12 protein-coding genes and 1 tRNA gene are annotated in these 15,931 nt (G+C 59.5%); 4 read left to right on the forward strand and 9 right to left on the reverse strand.

The genetic code is table 11. From position 1 onward, the window contains the following. Nucleotide 1: 1 nt before the first annotated feature. The 6 genes from istA to ACLI1Q_RS05290 all read right to left on the reverse strand — a co-directional run bounded on the left by istA (nucleotide 2) and on the right by ACLI1Q_RS05290 (nucleotide 6,892). Nucleotides 2-1,636, reverse strand: a complete 1,635-nt coding sequence (istA, locus tag ACLI1Q_RS05265) for an IS21 family transposase (protein ID WP_239270169.1) — start codon at nucleotides 1,634-1,636, stop codon at nucleotides 2-4. Between the two features lie 553 nt (nucleotides 1,637-2,189). Further along, nucleotides 2,190-2,263, reverse strand: a tRNA-Arg gene (locus ACLI1Q_RS05270). Nucleotides 2,264-2,316: 53 nt separating this feature from the next. Then, nucleotides 2,317-3,873: an alpha/beta fold hydrolase gene (locus ACLI1Q_RS05275; RefSeq protein ID WP_411697124.1), complete on the reverse strand. Its 1,557-nt coding sequence runs from the start codon at nucleotides 3,871-3,873 to the stop codon at nucleotides 2,317-2,319. A gap of 111 nt (nucleotides 3,874-3,984) precedes the next feature. Then, the gene (locus ACLI1Q_RS05280) at nucleotides 3,985-4,605 is read right to left on the reverse strand and encodes a lactate utilization protein C (RefSeq protein WP_239267802.1); all 621 of its coding nucleotides are present in this window, start codon (nucleotides 4,603-4,605) and stop codon (nucleotides 3,985-3,987) included. Then, nucleotides 4,602-6,107, reverse strand: coding sequence for a lactate utilization protein B (locus ACLI1Q_RS05285; RefSeq protein ID WP_284771526.1), 1,506 nt, complete (start codon nucleotides 6,105-6,107; stop codon nucleotides 4,602-4,604). The genes ACLI1Q_RS05280 and ACLI1Q_RS05285 overlap by 4 nt, the downstream gene beginning before the upstream one ends. Continuing rightward, nucleotides 6,107-6,892: a (Fe-S)-binding protein gene (locus ACLI1Q_RS05290; RefSeq protein ID WP_239267798.1), complete on the reverse strand. Its 786-nt coding sequence runs from the start codon at nucleotides 6,890-6,892 to the stop codon at nucleotides 6,107-6,109. Before ACLI1Q_RS05290 ends, ACLI1Q_RS05285 begins: the two co-directional genes overlap by 1 nt. Before the next feature lie 224 nt (nucleotides 6,893-7,116). Between ACLI1Q_RS05290 and argS the strand changes: the two genes are divergently transcribed. The 4 genes from argS (at nucleotide 7,117) to thrB (ending at nucleotide 12,582) form a co-directional block, all read left to right on the forward strand. Further along, nucleotides 7,117-8,769, forward strand: a complete 1,653-nt coding sequence (argS, locus tag ACLI1Q_RS05295; RefSeq protein WP_411697126.1) for an arginine--tRNA ligase — start codon at nucleotides 7,117-7,119, stop codon at nucleotides 8,767-8,769. Beyond that, the gene (gene lysA / locus ACLI1Q_RS05300; RefSeq protein WP_239267794.1) at nucleotides 8,770-10,107 is read left to right on the forward strand and encodes a diaminopimelate decarboxylase; all 1,338 of its coding nucleotides are present in this window, start codon (nucleotides 8,770-8,772) and stop codon (nucleotides 10,105-10,107) included. A gap of 178 nt (nucleotides 10,108-10,285) precedes the next feature. Continuing rightward, the gene (locus tag ACLI1Q_RS05305; RefSeq protein WP_239267792.1) at nucleotides 10,286-11,629 is read left to right on the forward strand and encodes a homoserine dehydrogenase; all 1,344 of its coding nucleotides are present in this window, start codon (nucleotides 10,286-10,288) and stop codon (nucleotides 11,627-11,629) included. Between the two features lie 23 nt (nucleotides 11,630-11,652). Continuing rightward, a complete protein-coding gene (gene thrB, locus ACLI1Q_RS05310; protein WP_239267790.1) occupies nucleotides 11,653-12,582 on the forward strand; it encodes a homoserine kinase in 930 nt (309 codons plus the stop codon). Here thrB and ACLI1Q_RS05315 read toward each other — a convergent pair. Genes ACLI1Q_RS05315 through modA form a run of 3 tightly spaced genes read right to left on the reverse strand, consistent with a single transcriptional unit; the run spans nucleotide 12,569 to nucleotide 15,854 of the window. Next, nucleotides 12,569-13,228: a helix-turn-helix transcriptional regulator gene (locus tag ACLI1Q_RS05315; RefSeq protein ID WP_239267788.1), complete on the reverse strand. Its 660-nt coding sequence runs from the start codon at nucleotides 13,226-13,228 to the stop codon at nucleotides 12,569-12,571. The two genes, thrB and ACLI1Q_RS05315, sit on opposite strands and share 14 nt — an antisense overlap. 4 nt (nucleotides 13,229-13,232) lie before the next feature. Further along, nucleotides 13,233-15,089 (reverse strand): ATP-binding cassette domain-containing protein, encoded by a 1,857-nt coding sequence (locus tag ACLI1Q_RS05320; RefSeq protein WP_239267786.1) that lies wholly within the window; start codon nucleotides 15,087-15,089, stop codon nucleotides 13,233-13,235. A 3-nt stretch (nucleotides 15,090-15,092) separates the two neighbouring features. Beyond that, nucleotides 15,093-15,854 carry a molybdate ABC transporter substrate-binding protein gene (gene modA / locus ACLI1Q_RS05325; protein WP_239267784.1) on the reverse strand — a complete coding sequence of 254 codons (762 nt, stop codon included), beginning with the start codon at nucleotides 15,852-15,854 and terminating at the stop codon, nucleotides 15,093-15,095. Nucleotides 15,855-15,931 lie beyond the last annotated feature (77 nt).

Below are 15,931 nucleotides of genomic sequence, written 5' to 3' on the forward strand. Positions count from 1 at the left end.
GCTATACCTTCCATTCTTTATCAGTGAAGGCAAACGCCCCGGCCCCGCGTACATGCGACACAGAGTCCGGCGTGTCCGCCGTGGGCTGTTGGCGGTGCGCACGCGTAGTGTCGATGGCCGTCGACAGTGGTACATCGGTGGGCAAATACGCCTGTGCTGCGGCCTGTTTTAGATCCTTGAGCTCTTGGGCTACTTTGTTGACGCTGGGGACTGCTTTGCGCGATAACAGCTGACCACAGGCTTGTTCGAGTTCGATTCGGGAGTAATCCTTCGATAGGTTCAGTACGCCCAGAACGCTAGAATATGCTTGGGCTTCGACTTTACGAGCGTTAAACATCTGGCCGATGAGCTGTGCTGTCGCGGTCCCAATACTTTTCGCCCAGTCTTCCAAGCGTTGCCGGTTCCACTGGGTGTTTAAGTCCTTATGGTTGTCGGGGACATGCTCATCCAAGGTGGAGTAGCCATAATTAGCAGGGGCAATACGATGTGAAGCAACAATCTCACCGTCGTAGAAGACATCCAGATAGTCATCAAAAAGTTGCACGTCGACGAACTTGCCCGCTAGCTTCCACGGCACTGAATACCAGTGATTGGCGATCCGGATGTGGTAGTTCATTGCGACCTTGGACTTCTTCCACCGCGACCACGACCACCGCCGGTCGGGCAATGGGCGCAGCAGCTGTTGCTCATGGTCTTCAAACAACTGGCGACGAGAGATATCCTGCCCGCGGAAGGGACGGCGATCGTTGATGAAATCGCTTTGGTCCTCGAGGGCCTTATTGAGCATGTCGAAACTGTAGAACTCCTGGTCGTCGAGGTATTCCACGCACCATTGCTGGGCAATATCCACGGCCTTTTCAACATTCGCCTTATACCGCGGCCGGTAGCCTTTCGCCGCAGTAATACCTATCTGATAGAAATCGGCAAATGTAGAATACTCCGCAACCGGGATACGCCCCCGCAGCCCACAGGAAATCTGTTGCGTGGCTGTGAGCGCGTTATCCGGGATCAACCGCAGCGGACAACCACCGAAATACTCCAAAGCCGCACGGTGGGCTAAAAGCCACGACCGCATTTTTTGATCCGGCCACGCCGATACATGCATCATCCCTGAGTGCGGCAATGAAGCTACAAACAAGTGCGCGGTAACCCGCTGGCCTGAGACAGGATCCACAACGACCATTCCATCGCCCGACCAGTCCACCATGAGCTCGTCACCGGGATCGTGATTCAGTGGCGCTGACAGCTGATGAACATCGACATAATGCTCAAACAGCGAACAGTACTGTCGATACGAATAATGACGCTGACCAGTACCAACAGGGAACTCCAGGTACTTGGCGTGCGCGACTTTCAACGTCACGCGCTTGCCAGAGACCATCCGCTCAGCAACCTTTTTGAAATCCGGTGCGAGGAACTCCGCATCGTTGCGACGCCGGTTATCCGGAAATAGCTCCTCTAACTGGGCATTCGACAATCCAGCAATCCCACGAGCATCGAGTCGATGGTCCCTTACAACGCGACTGGCCTTATCAATCGTCGACTTCGAGACCCCTAAATCGGCTCGAATCTGGTTCCAGGAACGATTCCCGGCAACCAAGGCAAACATGATGGCACGGTAATCCGTCACCACCATCACTCCTTCCACGTGAACACGACCCACGCGTACACACTGCGTGGGCCGTCCACTAAAGAGTGCCTAAAAACTACCCCCGGTACCCGATATCCGCACCGGTCGGTACTCGATACCGCCCTACCGGTACTAAATAGCGTCGCGCGTCAAAATGGCACAAACGGTCACTAATTTCTTGGACAGAGTTTGTTAATCACCACAGGCACGGCCTCGGCTCAGAATTTATCCCGAAAAAGGAAATCAAAGCTCAAATCCCTAGGCAGTTCCAAGAGCTAACCAAATTCCGCGTGTTCCGACACCAAGAAAACCTTCCATTCGTTGGCTGGAAAGACGGTGGAATTTTCTATGTTCTATGGATAGAGACTAAATATGGGGATCTTTACTCACATTAAAGCGGAGCCCGCGACTTTGACCTTGCTAGACCCAGCCCGTCTCACAATTTTCGTTCGGCGTTCGGGATGATTGGTCCTTCCTGAACCCTCGGTGGCTACATAATCCGAAAACGGGGCGCATAGTGAAACCCCTCGCTGGCAAAAGCGAGGGGCTAAAAATTTTGTGTCCCCGACAGGGATCGAACCTGCGACCTTCGGTACCGGAAACCGATGCTCTAATCCGCTGAGCTACGGAGACATCGCTGGGAAAATTCCCAACGATGTGATTCTAGCGCATCGGCAGCCGCGGAACTAAATCAGGCCCGGTGCGTCTGCGGTGGTTACCTCACCGGTGCGCAGATAGTGCACGCCAATCTCATCGACGGCCTTATTACCCAGCGCAAAGTGCCCGTGGCCGGGGCCGTGGACGGTGACGACGCGCGATTGCATGGGCTGGGAGAGTGCCTCGTGATACTGGTACGGGGTCTGCGGATCGCCCGTACCTTGGATTTGCAGCGGTTTGGTGGCAAGGTGCGAGCCATCGAGTGGAGCCCCGCCTGTAACGGGTCCGCGGCCGCCGCACCCGGCGCCAGATCCATACATGGAATTAACCAGGGAGAAAATATCGCCGGTGACAAAGTTGGACCATAGATAAGTGGGGAAGAGCCACGGGTTGCCGGCGACGGTGTTCTCGTTGCAGACGATGAGGTTTTGCATATTCATCATCTGGATAGTTTGCTGTTGCACCGCGCGGGCAAGCTCCGGGTCATCGACGACCTCGAGGGGCGTGCTGCCGTTTAAGTACTTGGCAAACTCATCCCAGTGCGCGGGCATAGGAACGACCTCGCGGGTCTTACCCAAGGTGATTGAGGCGCGCTGGTCCGCTTGTGGGTTAAGCGCCTTGTTGGCGAGGAATTCCGCCTGTACGCGCAGCTCACCCGTGGCGGTCATGATGTCCGCGCCCGGCTGGCCGGCGAACTCGAGCCCTGGGGGAAGGTCGCCGATTTTCGCATCCGGTGGCAATACGGTGGGACGGGCACCGGCTTCCATGGCGACTTTCTGCGACCACTTTTCATAGACCTGAAGTGGGGTAGTGCCTAAGTGATAGGTGGCGTCATTATCCGCAATGAACTGGAACAGATCGTGCAGCGCATTCTCATAACCCTGCTGCTGCGAGGCGAAGATGCCGTTCCACGCCAACTGGGGGATCATGCCGGAATCGAGCAGCACCTTGCCGGTGTGCTGCGGATACTTGGTGGCGTAGGCGGAACCAAGGTAGGTGCCGTAGGAAACACCGGCGATGTCAATGACGTCCTCGCCCAGCGCTTGGCGCACCATCTCCCAGTCTTGGGCGGTATTGGCGGTGGTTAAAGAGTTGGTATAGCCAGGGGTATTCTGCTCGCAGGCGTCACGAGTAGCCTTGCCAATCTGGGTGGTGGCCTCGATGGGATTGAAGTTCGGGGTGGTAGCGCAGTCCACCGGGGTGGAACCGGGCAGGCCGCGCGGCTGGACGCCGATCAGATCCCACTCGTTGCGAATTTCCTCGGGCCATTCGACGGCATCGTTTCCAGCCCAAGAATAAGCGTCGCCGCCTGGGCCACCTGGGTTGGTAAAGAGCGCGCCGCGGCGCGCATCTGGTTGTGCCGCGGGCACGCGAACGAACCCGACGCTAATGGTGCCGGCCGCGGGGTTATCGTAGTAGGTAGGCACCTCTACCCGGCCGCACTCGGCGCCATTGAGGTTGACCTGTTCGGGGCAATCCTCCCAGGTGATGTCCGGCTCCGTCGCCGCGGCGGTGGGGGCTGCCACGCCCAGCGCGAGGGCGCTAGCGCACACTACGGTAGAGATTTTTCGAGAAAAAGAAAGCATAAGCTAAAGCTCCGACTCCTATAACGTTTGTCAGAGTTAGCTTATGCTTCTTTCAGGTTCGTGGCAGGAATTTCCACGTGACGGGTGCCCTAACTCGGCACCCTAGCCACGCTACTTCACAATAATCACGATCAGATCGCGCGGGCCGTGCACGCCTTCGACGCGCGAGAGCTCGATATCGGAGGTCGCGGAAGGGCCAGAAATCCACGTTGCGGGCTTGTCAGGGTTCATCCGGGAAATGACCTCGGGGATACCGTAGACAATCTCGTCGCGGCGGACGATACAGATGTGACGGTCCGGTACCAGCGTCAGGGCGCGGCGGCCGCAGCGGGAATCGGACTGCAACACAATGGTGCCGGTCTGTGCGGAGGACACGAGGGACTCGGTGACGACGGCATCGGCATCGTCAAGCTCGCGCGGATCCGCGTCTTCGTCGTCCGGGCGGGCAGGAAGGCCATCAAAAAAATCGGCATTCATGCCTGGGGCGTAGCGGATGTCGGTGCAGTTGCGGTCGTGGACGATGGTATCCAGCGTCTTTTTCAGATCGCGTTCCTCCGTGACGTGGACTTCTGCCTTGTAATCCTCGAGGCGATCGACCAGAATTTCGCGCAGTTCATCATCATTCAGCGTGCCTTCGCGCTGGTATTCGCGCGGCACATCGACGTGATCTGGGAGCCCAGCCTGTTTCTGCGCCGAACGAATGCGGTTTAGGATGTCTTGCTTTGCGCTCACTTGGTGGCCTCCTTACGGGCATTAGCCAGCAGCTCTTTGCCTTCATCGGAGTCGAACCATTGGCGGAAGGATTTCTTCGGCGGAATCGCGGTATCGCGGCCATCGGACCAACCGGACATAAATAGCGGCAGCGACTCGATGGTGCCGTTGAATCCGCCCATCACGCGGCCAAGTGCCACGAGGTGGGTGACCTTATCCCACATCTTCGGGTTGTCCCAGAGCAGCTGCACCGTCTTGAACAGCTTCGGCTCGATCGGCGAGGCAGCGTGGGTGACCTTCTGATGGCGGTTTTCCACGATGACATCAGAAAGCGGAATCTTCACCGGGCACACGTCATCGCAGCGCCCGCACAGCGAGCAAGCATACGGCAGGCTTGCTGATGGATCGTTGTGGTCCTTCATGCCGGTAAGCTGCGGAGTCAGCGAGATACCGATGGGGCCCGGGTACACGGAGCCATAGGCGTGTCCGCCGGCGCGCTCGTAGACTGGGCAGACATTGAGGCAGGCCGAGCAACGGATGCACTTTAGCGCCTGGTGACCAACGGGCGAAGACAGTGCTGCGGTGCGCCCATTATCCAGCAAGACGATGTGGAAGTTCTGCGGGCCATCGCCCTCCGTCACACCGGACCACATGGAGGTATAGGGGTTCATGCGCTCCGCGGTGGAGGAACGAGGCAGCAGCTGCAGGAAGACTTCCAGGTCCTGGAAGGTAGGCACGAGCTTTTCGATGCCCATGACGGTAATCAGCGTTTCCGGCAACGTCACGCACATGCGGCCATTGCCCTCAGATTCGACAACGTTGACGGTGCCGGTTTCTGCCACACCAAAGTTGGCGCCGGAGATGGCGACCTTGGCCTTCATGAATTGCTGGCGCAGGAACTGGCGGGATGCCTCGGCCAACTCGGCGGGCTCGGCCTTCAGCGAGTCGTCCGTATTGGGCATTTTATCGACGAAGATATCGCGAATTTCCGCGCGGTTTCGGTGAATTGCGGGCACCAGAATGTGCGATGGCATATCGTCACCAAGCTGGACGATGAGCTCTGCCAAGTCGGTTTCCTGGGCGTGGATTCCGGCGTCTTCGAGGTGCTCGTTCAAGCCGATTTCCTGGGTAGCCATGGACTTAACCTTGACTACGTCGGTTTCGCCCGTTTCGCGGATGAGACCTTCAATGATCTCGTTGGCTTCCTTGGCATCGCGTGCCCAGTGGACGATGCCGCCGCGGTCAGACACGGCCTTCTCAAATTGCTCGAGCAATTCCGGCATGCGGGCTGCGACGTCCTCTTTGAGGGCAGAGCCGGCGTTGCGGAGCAGCTCCCAGTCATCCACTTCCTGCACGGTGTTAGCGCGCTTTTGGCGGATGGTGGTGGTCGCGTGCTGCAGGTTATGACGCTGGGTAGCGTTATTCAGCCCGACGTGCGCGAGCGGGACGAAGGCCTTGCTGCCGCGCAGGTTGCCGTAGCCTTCAGGGGCGCGTGGTGGGGTGGTGTCGAGGAAAGAGGTCATTAGAGCATCGTCTCCTTGGAGTAAGCGGCGGAGTTTGGCTGCCACGGGTGTTCCTTCGTGGAGGCCAAAATCTCTGCCATGTGTAGGGCGCGAATGCCGGAGCGCTGGCGGTGGAGCGCGCCGCCGATATTCATCAGGCAGGACGAGTCACCAGCGGTAACGTACTCGGCTTGGGTGTCTTTAATGTGGCGGGTTTTATCGGAGACCATTGCCTGGGACACCTCTGCATTCTTCAGGGCAAACGTGCCGCCGAAGCCGCAGCACTCTTCGCTATTGGCTAGTGGTGCCAAGTCGATGCCCTCGACTTCTTGCAAAAGCTTGTAGGGGCGGTCTTCCAGCTTAAGGAAGCGCAGGCCGTGGCAGGCTGAGTGGTAGGTCACTCGGTGTGGGAAGAAAGCGCCGACGTTGGTCACGCCTTCAATATCGACCAAAAATTCCGTGAGATCGTAGGTCTTTCCCGCGGTCTTCTGCGCGCCATCGACATCGGCGGAAGTGCCGAAGCGGTCGGCAATGCTTTCGTGGCGGTCGCGAACTGCTGCAACGCAGGAACCGGAGGCGGCCACGACGTAGTCAATGGAAGGATCTGCGAAGGCATCCGCATAAGAGCGGATCATCCCCAGAGTTTCCTTTTGGTAGCCGGTGTTGATGTGCATCTGGCCGCAGCAGGTTTGCTCCTCCGGAAGGACAACTTCGTGACCTAACCGGGAGAGAACCAATGCCGTCGCCTTTTGGACGTCCGGGAAAAGGGTGTCACCAATGCAAGTAGAAAAAAGCGCAATGCGCATACGGTGCTCCTTATTAGTTTTTAAGTCATGGAGGTGTCATTAACACTACACATTCACTGCGTGGAATGTAGTGTGAATCACGTTCTACCAGCATATATTTTGTAATATATATCGCAATATAGGTTTGCCTAAGAGGTCTATTAAATGAGTGATCTCCGCCCGCGGAAATGTTAGCCAGTGCTTCTTTTCGCACGTGTCGGGGCAGTGAACTAGACTCTTGCCACATGACTCCAGCTGATTTGGCCACCTTAGTTAAAGAATCCGCCACCGAGGTCATGGCAGAACATGACCTAGACGCGTCCGTATTGCCGGAATCTGTCACGGTAGAGCGCCCCCGCAACCCAGAACACGGTGACTACGCCACCAACCTTGCACTGCAGGTGGCCAAGAAAGCCGGCGCGAATCCGCGCGAATTTGGTGGCTGGTTAGCGCAAAAATTAGCCCAGCACGATGCCATTGCGGAAGCCGATATTGCCGGGCCTGGATTTATTAATATCCGCTTAGCCGCCGCTGCCCAGGGTGAGATTGTCGCCCAGATTCTGCAGGCAGGCGCGGACTACGGTTCGAATGACTCCTTTGCAGGCAAGAAGATTAACCTGGAATTTGTGTCTGCCAACCCCACGGGCCCGATTCACCTGGGCGGGACGCGGTGGGCCGCCGTCGGCGATTCGCTAGGCAGGGTACTCACGGCTTCCGGTGCAGAAGTCACCCGCGAGTACTACTTCAATGATCACGGCGGCCAGATCGATCGCTTCTCGCGCTCCCTTGTTGCCGCAGCTAAAGGCGAGCCCACGCCGGAGGACGGCTACGGCGGAGATTATATTCGCGACATCGCAAACGCGGTTGTGGAAAAGAACCCCAACGCGCTCGAGGGCGATGCTGCGCAGGTGCAGGAGGCCTTCCGCGCCGATGGCGTAGAGATGATGTTTGCCCAGATTAAGCAGTCCCTGCATGAATTTGGCGTGGACTTTGATGTCTACTTCCACGAAAATTCACTGTTCGAATCTGGGGCGGTGGACAAGGCGCTTGAGACCCTGAAGTTTGAAGGTCACCTTTATGAGGCGGACAACGCGTGGTGGCTGAAATCGACCGACTATGGCGATTCTAAGGATCGCGTCGTGGTGAAATCGGACGGCAATGCCGCGTACATCGCCGGCGATATCGCCTATGTGGCCGATAAATTCGACCGTGGCCATGACCTCAATATCTATATGCTGGGCGCTGACCACCACGGTTATGTCCCGCGCTTGAAGGCGGCGGCAGCTGCCTTGGGCTATGACGCCGATGGCGTGGAGGTGCTCATTGGTCAGATGGTCAACCTGTTGCGCGATGGCAAGCCGGTGCGCATGTCCAAGCGCGCGGGCACTGTGATCACCATTGAGGATCTGGTCGCCGCCATCGGCGTCGATGCATCGCGGTATTCGCTGGTGCGATCTTCTGTGGATCAGTCGATCGATATCGATCTGGGCCTGTGGGAGTCGCAGTCCTCGGATAATCCGGTCTACTACGTGCAATACGGACACGCGCGGTTGTGCTCGATCGGGCGCAAGGCAGCGGAGCTGGGAGTTAGTTCCGAAGGTGCGGACCTGTCGCTGCTGGAGCATGAGCGCGAAGGCGACCTTATCCGCACCCTCGGCGAGTTTCCCGCCGTGGTGGCAGATGCCGCGGAACTGCGCGAGCCGCACCGAGTGGCGCGCTATGCCGAAGAGCTGGCGGGCGTGTTCCACCGTTTTTACGACACCTGCCAGGTCCTGCCCAAGGCGGGGGAGGAAGAGCAGCCCATTCACAGCGCACGCCTCGCATTGGCGGAAGCATCCCGCGTCGTCCTGTCCAATGCCTTGACCATGGTGGGCGTGAGCGCACCGGAGAAGATGTAAATGGCTGATTTCAACGAGCTACCCGCGCACGTGTGGCCGCGGAACGTGAGCCGCCAAGAGGACGGCGTCGTTACCGTGGCGGAAGTGCCCTTGCCGGATTTGGCAGAGGAATTCCAGACTCCGCTCTACGTCTTCGATGAGGACGACTTCCGCTCGCGGTGCCAAGATATGGCGCGTGCCTTCGGCGGGCCGGATCACGTGCACTATGCTTCCAAGGCGTTCATTTCCAAAAAGGTAGTGCAGTGGGTCAATGAAGAGGGCCTGTGCCTCGATGCTGCCGCGCTCAATGAATTAAAGATTGCGCTCGCCGCAGAGTTCCCAGCCGCGCGCATTACCGCGCACGGCAATAATAAGGACGAGGAATACCTGCGCCTGTGCGTGGATGCGGGCGTGGGCCACGTGGTCATCGATAATGAGCAGGAGCTCGAAGAGCTCAACCGTATCGCCGGTGAGGCGGGCGTGGTGCAGCCGGTGATGATTCGCGTCAAGCCGGGCGTGGACGCGCATACCCACGAGTTCGTGGCCACCTCGCACGAGGACCAGAAATTCGGTATTTCCCTGGCCACGGGTGCGGCTTTTGCTGCCGCGAAGCGCTGCCTCGAGGTGGATAACCTCCACTTGAGCGGACTGCACTGCCACGTGGGCTCCCAGGTCTTTAATGCTGAGGGCTTTAAGCTCGCCGCCGAGCGCGTGCTGGAGCTCTACCGCCAAATCCACACCGAGCTGGGCGTTGACCTTGCCGAGCTGGATTTGGGCGGCGGCTTTGGTATTCCATATATGCCCTATGAGGAAGCGCTGGATATTGACCGCGTGGCAAAGGACATGCTGCGAGCTGTGGACCAAACCGCGGAAGAACTCGACATTAAGGCGCCGTTCCTCCTCGTGGAGCCGGGTCGCTCCTTGGTGGCGGGTTCTGCCGTGACCGTCTACCGCGTGGGCACGGTCAAGGACGTGGAAACCGGCAAGGCCGATTTGCCGGTGCGCCGTTATATTTCCATCGACGGGGGAATGTCCGATAATATCCGCCCCGCGCTCTATGGTTCCGAATACGATGTGCGCCTGGTGAACCGCTTTAGCGATGGTGAGATGGTGCCCTCGCGCATCGTGGGCTTCCACTGCGAATCCGGCGATATCTTGCTAGAAGAAGGCGAATTGCCCAATGATATCCAGTCGGGGGACTTGCTCGCCTTCGCGGCCACCGGTGGGTATCAGTACATGATGTCGTCTCGGTATAACGGCGCGGTGCGCCCGGCTGTGGTGGCAACGCGCGTGGGAAATACCAAACCCATGCTGCGGCGCGAAACCATCGAGGACCTCTTGTCCTTGGAAGTGGATTAAGTCAGTACTACCCCCGTTAAGCAGGTGCCGCATTCGGCCCGTGCGGCGGGGGTTTTCTGTAGCTGAACGAATATTATCCCCCGCATGTCGCAATATAGACAGCTCGTTCTGTATAGTGTCCTGTAGCCGCGTAAAGCGGGGGACATTTTCCACCACTAAACCAACATGGAGACGGACTATGGATGCTTCAAACAGTGAGCTACAGCTACATTCGCGTACCGGCAAGGGCGAAGGCGAAACCGTTGGCATTGCACTGCTTGGATTCGGCACCGTGGGCGCGGAAGTCTTCCGTCTCTTAGATGAAAATGCGGATGCCTTTGCTCACCGCATCGGCGGGCCGGCAGAGATCCGCGGCATCGCAATCCAGAACAAGAACAAGCTGCGCCCGGGCGTGCCTAATGAGCTGCTGACTGATGATGCCAAGGCCCTGATCTCCCGCGATGATATCGACATGGTGGTGGAGGTTATCGGCGGTATCGATTTCCCGCGCGAGCTGGTTTTGACCGCGCTTAATTCCGGCAAGTCTGTGGTGACGGCTAATAAGGCGCTCGTTGCCGCGCATGCTGATGAATTGGCCGAGGCTGCGGAACGCTCCGGGGTTGACCTCTACTTTGAGGCCGCCGTGGCCGCCGCCATTCCGGTTGTGGGTATGCTGCGCCGCTCCCTGGCGGGCGACCAAATCGAGCGCATTTCCGGCATCGTCAACGGCACGACCAACTACATCCTGGATGCCATGGAGTCCACCGGCGCCACCTATGACGAAGCCCTGGCGGAAGCTACCCGCTTGGGCTATGCCGAGGCGGATCCCACCGCGGACGTGGAGGGCCACGACGCAGCATCGAAGGCCGCCATCATGGCCTCCATCGGCTTCCACACCCGCGTGAAGTTCGAGGACGTGCACTGCGAGGGCATTACCGATATCACTGCAGACGATATCGCCGCGGCAAACGATGCCGGCTATTCCATCAAGCTGCTGGCCATTTGTGAGCGCCTCCGCCGCGAGGATGGATCCGAAGTGGTCAACGCGCGCGTGCACCCGACCCTGGTGGCTAAGGATCACCCGCTGGCTTCTGTCAGTGAGTCCTATAACGCCATCTTCGTCGAGGCTGAAGCCGCCGGGTCGCTCATGTTCTACGGCAATGGTGCCGGCGGCAACCCTACTGCCTCGGCAGTGCTTGGCGATGTCGTCGGTGCCGCCCGCAATATCGTGCACGGCGGTCGCGCGCCTGGCGAGAATACCTACGCCAACCTGCCCATTGCAGACTTTGGCGAGGTCGATACCCGCTTCCACATCGATATGGAAGTCCAGGACCGCGCCGGCGTCTTGGAAGCCATTTCGGCGCTCTTCGCACAGCATGGGGTATCCCTGCGCACCGTGCGCCAAGAAGACGGCGAGGACACCGCGCGCCTTATCGTGGTCACCCACGCCGCCAAGGAAGCAACCCTGGAAAACATCGTCTCCGCCTTGGGCGAGCTCGATGAGGTCAAGGCCGTTCACTCGGTCATCCGCCTGGGCAGCTAAATCGGTTCGATATATTAGTCACCATGAGCATCGAAGTTGAAGTCGGCACCAAAGCGATAGTCACCGTCCCCGCCTCCACGGCGAATTTGGGACCGGGATATGACACCCTCGGCATGTCACTGAGCATGTACGACACCGCCGAGGTGGAGGTCATTCCCTCCGGCCTCGAGGTGGAGATTTTTGGCGAGGGGGCAGAAGAGCTCCCACGCGATGGATCGCACCTGATGGTCAAGGCCATCCGGTCCGCACTATCTGCCGCCGAAGCCACGGTGCCAGGGCTGCGCGTGGTATCGCATAATACGATTCCCCAATCGCGCGGCTTGGGCTCTTCTGCCTCCACGGCGGTCGCCGGCGTGGCCGCGGGCAATGCGTTGGCAGGCAGCCCGCTGATCCAAAAACAGCTGGTGCAATTGTCCTCGGCGTTTGAGGGACACCCGGATAATGCCGCGGCCTCGGTGCTGGGCAGCGCCGTGGTCTCGTGGACGACGGTGCCCGTCGATGGCCGCTCCTTGCCGGAATACAAGGCCGCTACCATCAACGTGCATCCCGATATCCGGGCGACCGCGTTGGTGCCGGATTCCCACGCCTCCACCCAGGCGGTGCGCCGCGTGCTGCCCTCGCACGTGACGCATTCCGATGCCGCCTTTAACGTCTCCCGCACCGCCGTCCAGGTAGCCGCATTGCAGAATTACCCGGAATTACTGTGGGAAGGCACCCGCGACCGCTTGCACCAGCCGTATCGCGCAGACGTGCTCCCCGTGACCGCGGAGTGGGTGAACCGCCTGCGCAACCGCGGGTACGCCGCCTATCTTTCTGGGGCGGGGCCGACGGTGATGGTGCTGCACACGGAGGACATCGACGAGAGCATTCTTGATGATGCCCGCGAGCAGGGCCTGCGCGTCTTCGATCTCAAGGTCGCGGGCCCAGTCCGCGTGGAAGTTACACAGGCTTAATCTCGATCTGGCAGACCTCGGGGCGCTGCATCGGGGTTAAGGCAATGTCCGTGTCCGTGCCGCTGGCTTCTTGCAAAAAGCCAGCGTGTATGGCGCAGACAAAGGGGCTCGGCGTGGTCCCGGAGGAGACGAACGGGCAGGCATTCAGCTCGATTTCGGAAGGATCCGCGCCCTGCGAAGGATCAAACCCCATATCGCGCAGGGTGGCAAAGAGGGTATCGAGCGCGCCGCTCTGGATATCCGCGCCCGTAGCGCGCGCCCATTGCCGCCCCAATTCCCGGGCCTGTGGGGAAGAGAAATCATCGAGCTCTTCCTTGCCCGCGAGCATGGAGGTCAGCACGCTAATGAGGCTGACGTATTCCTCTGCGATGGCACGGTTATCCGGCACGCGGGCCTGGTACACCAGGGAAGGGCGCCCGCGCCCAGAGCTGCGTTCTGGAACGGCGGTGATGGCGCCAACCTGAATGAGCTCATCGATGTGCCCGCGCGCGGTATTGACGTGCATGCCTAAATCTTTTGCTACCTCCGCTGCACGGGCTCCTCGCGAATAATGCTGCAGCTGCGTGAGCACCTCGCGCTGCTTAGGAGATAGCTTGAGCGCTTCTGGGAAAAGGTCGGAGCTGGGGCGTGGGAGCGAATTGGGCATGCGATTAACTTCGTATCTCTGGGTGCTGATGAGGGGCTTGATTAACAGAAATCTTATCTTTAGCCACGCTATAGGATACGGTATTTCCTGTATCAATGCCTAAAGCCGTCTGCCTACTGACCGGCACGGTAATGGTGTGTCCGCCCATATCCAGGCTCAGCCGGGCACCCGCCATGCTGGCCGCTTCCACCGCGATGACCTTGGTAGACCAGTGATTGACCCCGGTAGAGGCTTCAGAGGTAAGGTGCATGTCGCTTGGCTTAAACGTGACCACTACCTTATCGCCGGCGCGGAGATCGCTCGCGTCACCGGTGATGGTTGTGCTCCCGCAAGAGACGATGGTCTCGGTAGCGGTGGCGGCTTTGACGGTACCTTCTACGCGGTTGAGCCCGGCGATGGAAGCCACGAAGCCGGTGGGCGGGACATCGAGTAAATCCGCAGCCGAGCCGTGGGCGATGACGTTGCCGGAATTCATGACCACCATGTCATCGGCAAGCCCAGCAATATCCAGCGCATTATGGGTCACCAGCAGCGTGGTCCGGTCGCGGCGGGTGGCGCGCAGGAAGCGGCGCCACTTGCTGGCGGATTCCACGTCGATGGCCGCCAAGGGCTCATCTAGAATCAGGATGGCGGGCCGCGCGGCGAGCGCGCGGACGAAGGCGACTTGGGCGGCTTGGCCGCCGGAAAGGGCTGGCACGGGGACATCGTTAAGCTCACGCAAGCCCGCAGCCTCCAGCAACTGCGTGGCGCGCTGCTTATCGCGGGTGACCATCGCGATGGCTTGGTTGGCGGTAGCCTGCGGCGGCAGGCCGGGGCGCTGGGTCAGCAGGACGATGTCATCCTGGTTGGCGCTAATCTCCGCGCCGGTCAGACGCCCGGCGATGCGGCTCATCAGCGTGGTTTTGCCCGATCCATTGGAACCGACGATGGTGGTGATCGCGCGCGGAGTAAATTCAGTCGTCTCCCCATCCGCCGTGACGGATAGGGCAGGGGCATTATCCGGGGCGGTCAGGGCGCGGAGTTTCTCGTAGTCCATGCTGTGCAGCTCGCGGGCCTGCGCCTGATAGGAATGCTGGAGGAGCGAGGGCAGCCCGGCGAGGGCGAGGCAGACAATCGCCATCGCGATGAGGATGGCGGAGAGCACGTAGGCGCCATCGGTATCGACCTCGCGCTCCAAGTAAATGCCGAGCGGCATCGTGCGGGTCACGCCCGGCTGGGAGCCCGCGAAGGTCAGCGTGGTGCCGAACTCGCCGAGGGACCGGGCAAAGGCAAGGCCGGCGCCGGTGGCCAAGGCAGGGGCGATGGAGGGGATGGTGATTTTGCGCAGTACCTCCCAGCGGGAAAGGCCTATGCTGGCGGCAGAGGCCAAAATCTCCTGATCCAATTGGCGCAGGGCGGAATCGACCGCCACCACGACGAAGGGCAAGGCGACGAAGCACTGCGCGGCGATGACGCCCGGGAAAGCAAAAGCAAAATGGAAGTCGATGGCGTCAAGAAGCGGGGACAAATAGCCCCGGCGGCCAATGGCGGCGGTCAGCGCCAAACCGCCCACGACGGGTGGCATGGCCAGGGGCAAATAGATGAATAGGCGGATAACGCCGCTGCCCCGGCCAAGCTGTTGGACCCATAAGGCAAGACCGGTCCCCAGTACCATCGCCAGCAGCATTGATTGGAATGCCGCGGTGAAGGACAGCTTGAGCATGTCCCAAATTTCCGGTTTGGCGAGGTATTCGCCGATGCGGTCCCACGGTACGCGCAGACCCAGCGAGGCTACGGGAACGAGGATAACAACGACCGCGATGAGGCCGATAAGGCCGATAACGAGGGGAGACTGAAGGCGAATGGGCTGGGGAGGGGTCATTGATTAATCTGCTGGGTTAAAGCCGTACTCTTCCCAGGTCTTATCAAAGTCATCGGCCAACAGGTCGAGGACCTTTTGTGCCTCTTCTGGGTGCTCAGCCTCGGCGGAGACTGCGCCCAGGATCTGGTTGGCAAACTTATCAGCATCCGGGATCTCGATGACCTCTACATCATCGCCAGCGGCCGCGGCGTCGGTGGAGTAGACCCAGCCGGCATTGGCCTCACCGGAGACGACTTTGCCCAAAACGTCAGCGACCTGCTGCTCCTGGGAGGCGGGCTTTACGTCCAGGTCGTTTTCTTCGATGATCTGGGAAGAGATATCGCCGCAGGGAACCTGCGGGTCACAGATGACGAAGCGGTCTTCGTTCTGCAGATCCTCGATGGAGTGGATATTGCCCGGGTTGCCCTTCGGTACGACCATCACCATGACGTTGGTGGCAAGCACCTTCGGGTCCTTCACAGTTCCGTCATTGATTGCCTTGTCCATGGTCTTTTTGGACGCGGTAAGCAGCAGGTCCGCAGGAGCGCCCTCGCTCAGCTTATTGACCAAGTCAGAAGAGCCGCCATTTTGGAACTCGAGGTCAACCGGGGTGTCGAGCTCGGAAGCGCGCTTTTCTAGTTCGTCGTTGATGACGCGGGTGGATGATGCAGCCAAGAGGTTCAAGCTGGTCTGCTCTGCATCGGAGGTGGTGGAGGTATCGGGAGAGCAGGCGGAGAGCGCCAAGCCGGTCGCAGCAACGGCGGCTGCGGCAAATTTCTTATTCATAGTGAATGCTCCGTGTTATGTAGGCAACAGGGTATAAGAGATGGAGTTATCAGCACATAGCGTATCGACTTGCAAGG

The sequence above is a fragment of the Corynebacterium limaceinasi genome, assembly GCF_046717465.1.
Taxonomy (GTDB): Bacteria; Actinomycetota; Actinomycetes; order Mycobacteriales; family Mycobacteriaceae; genus Corynebacterium.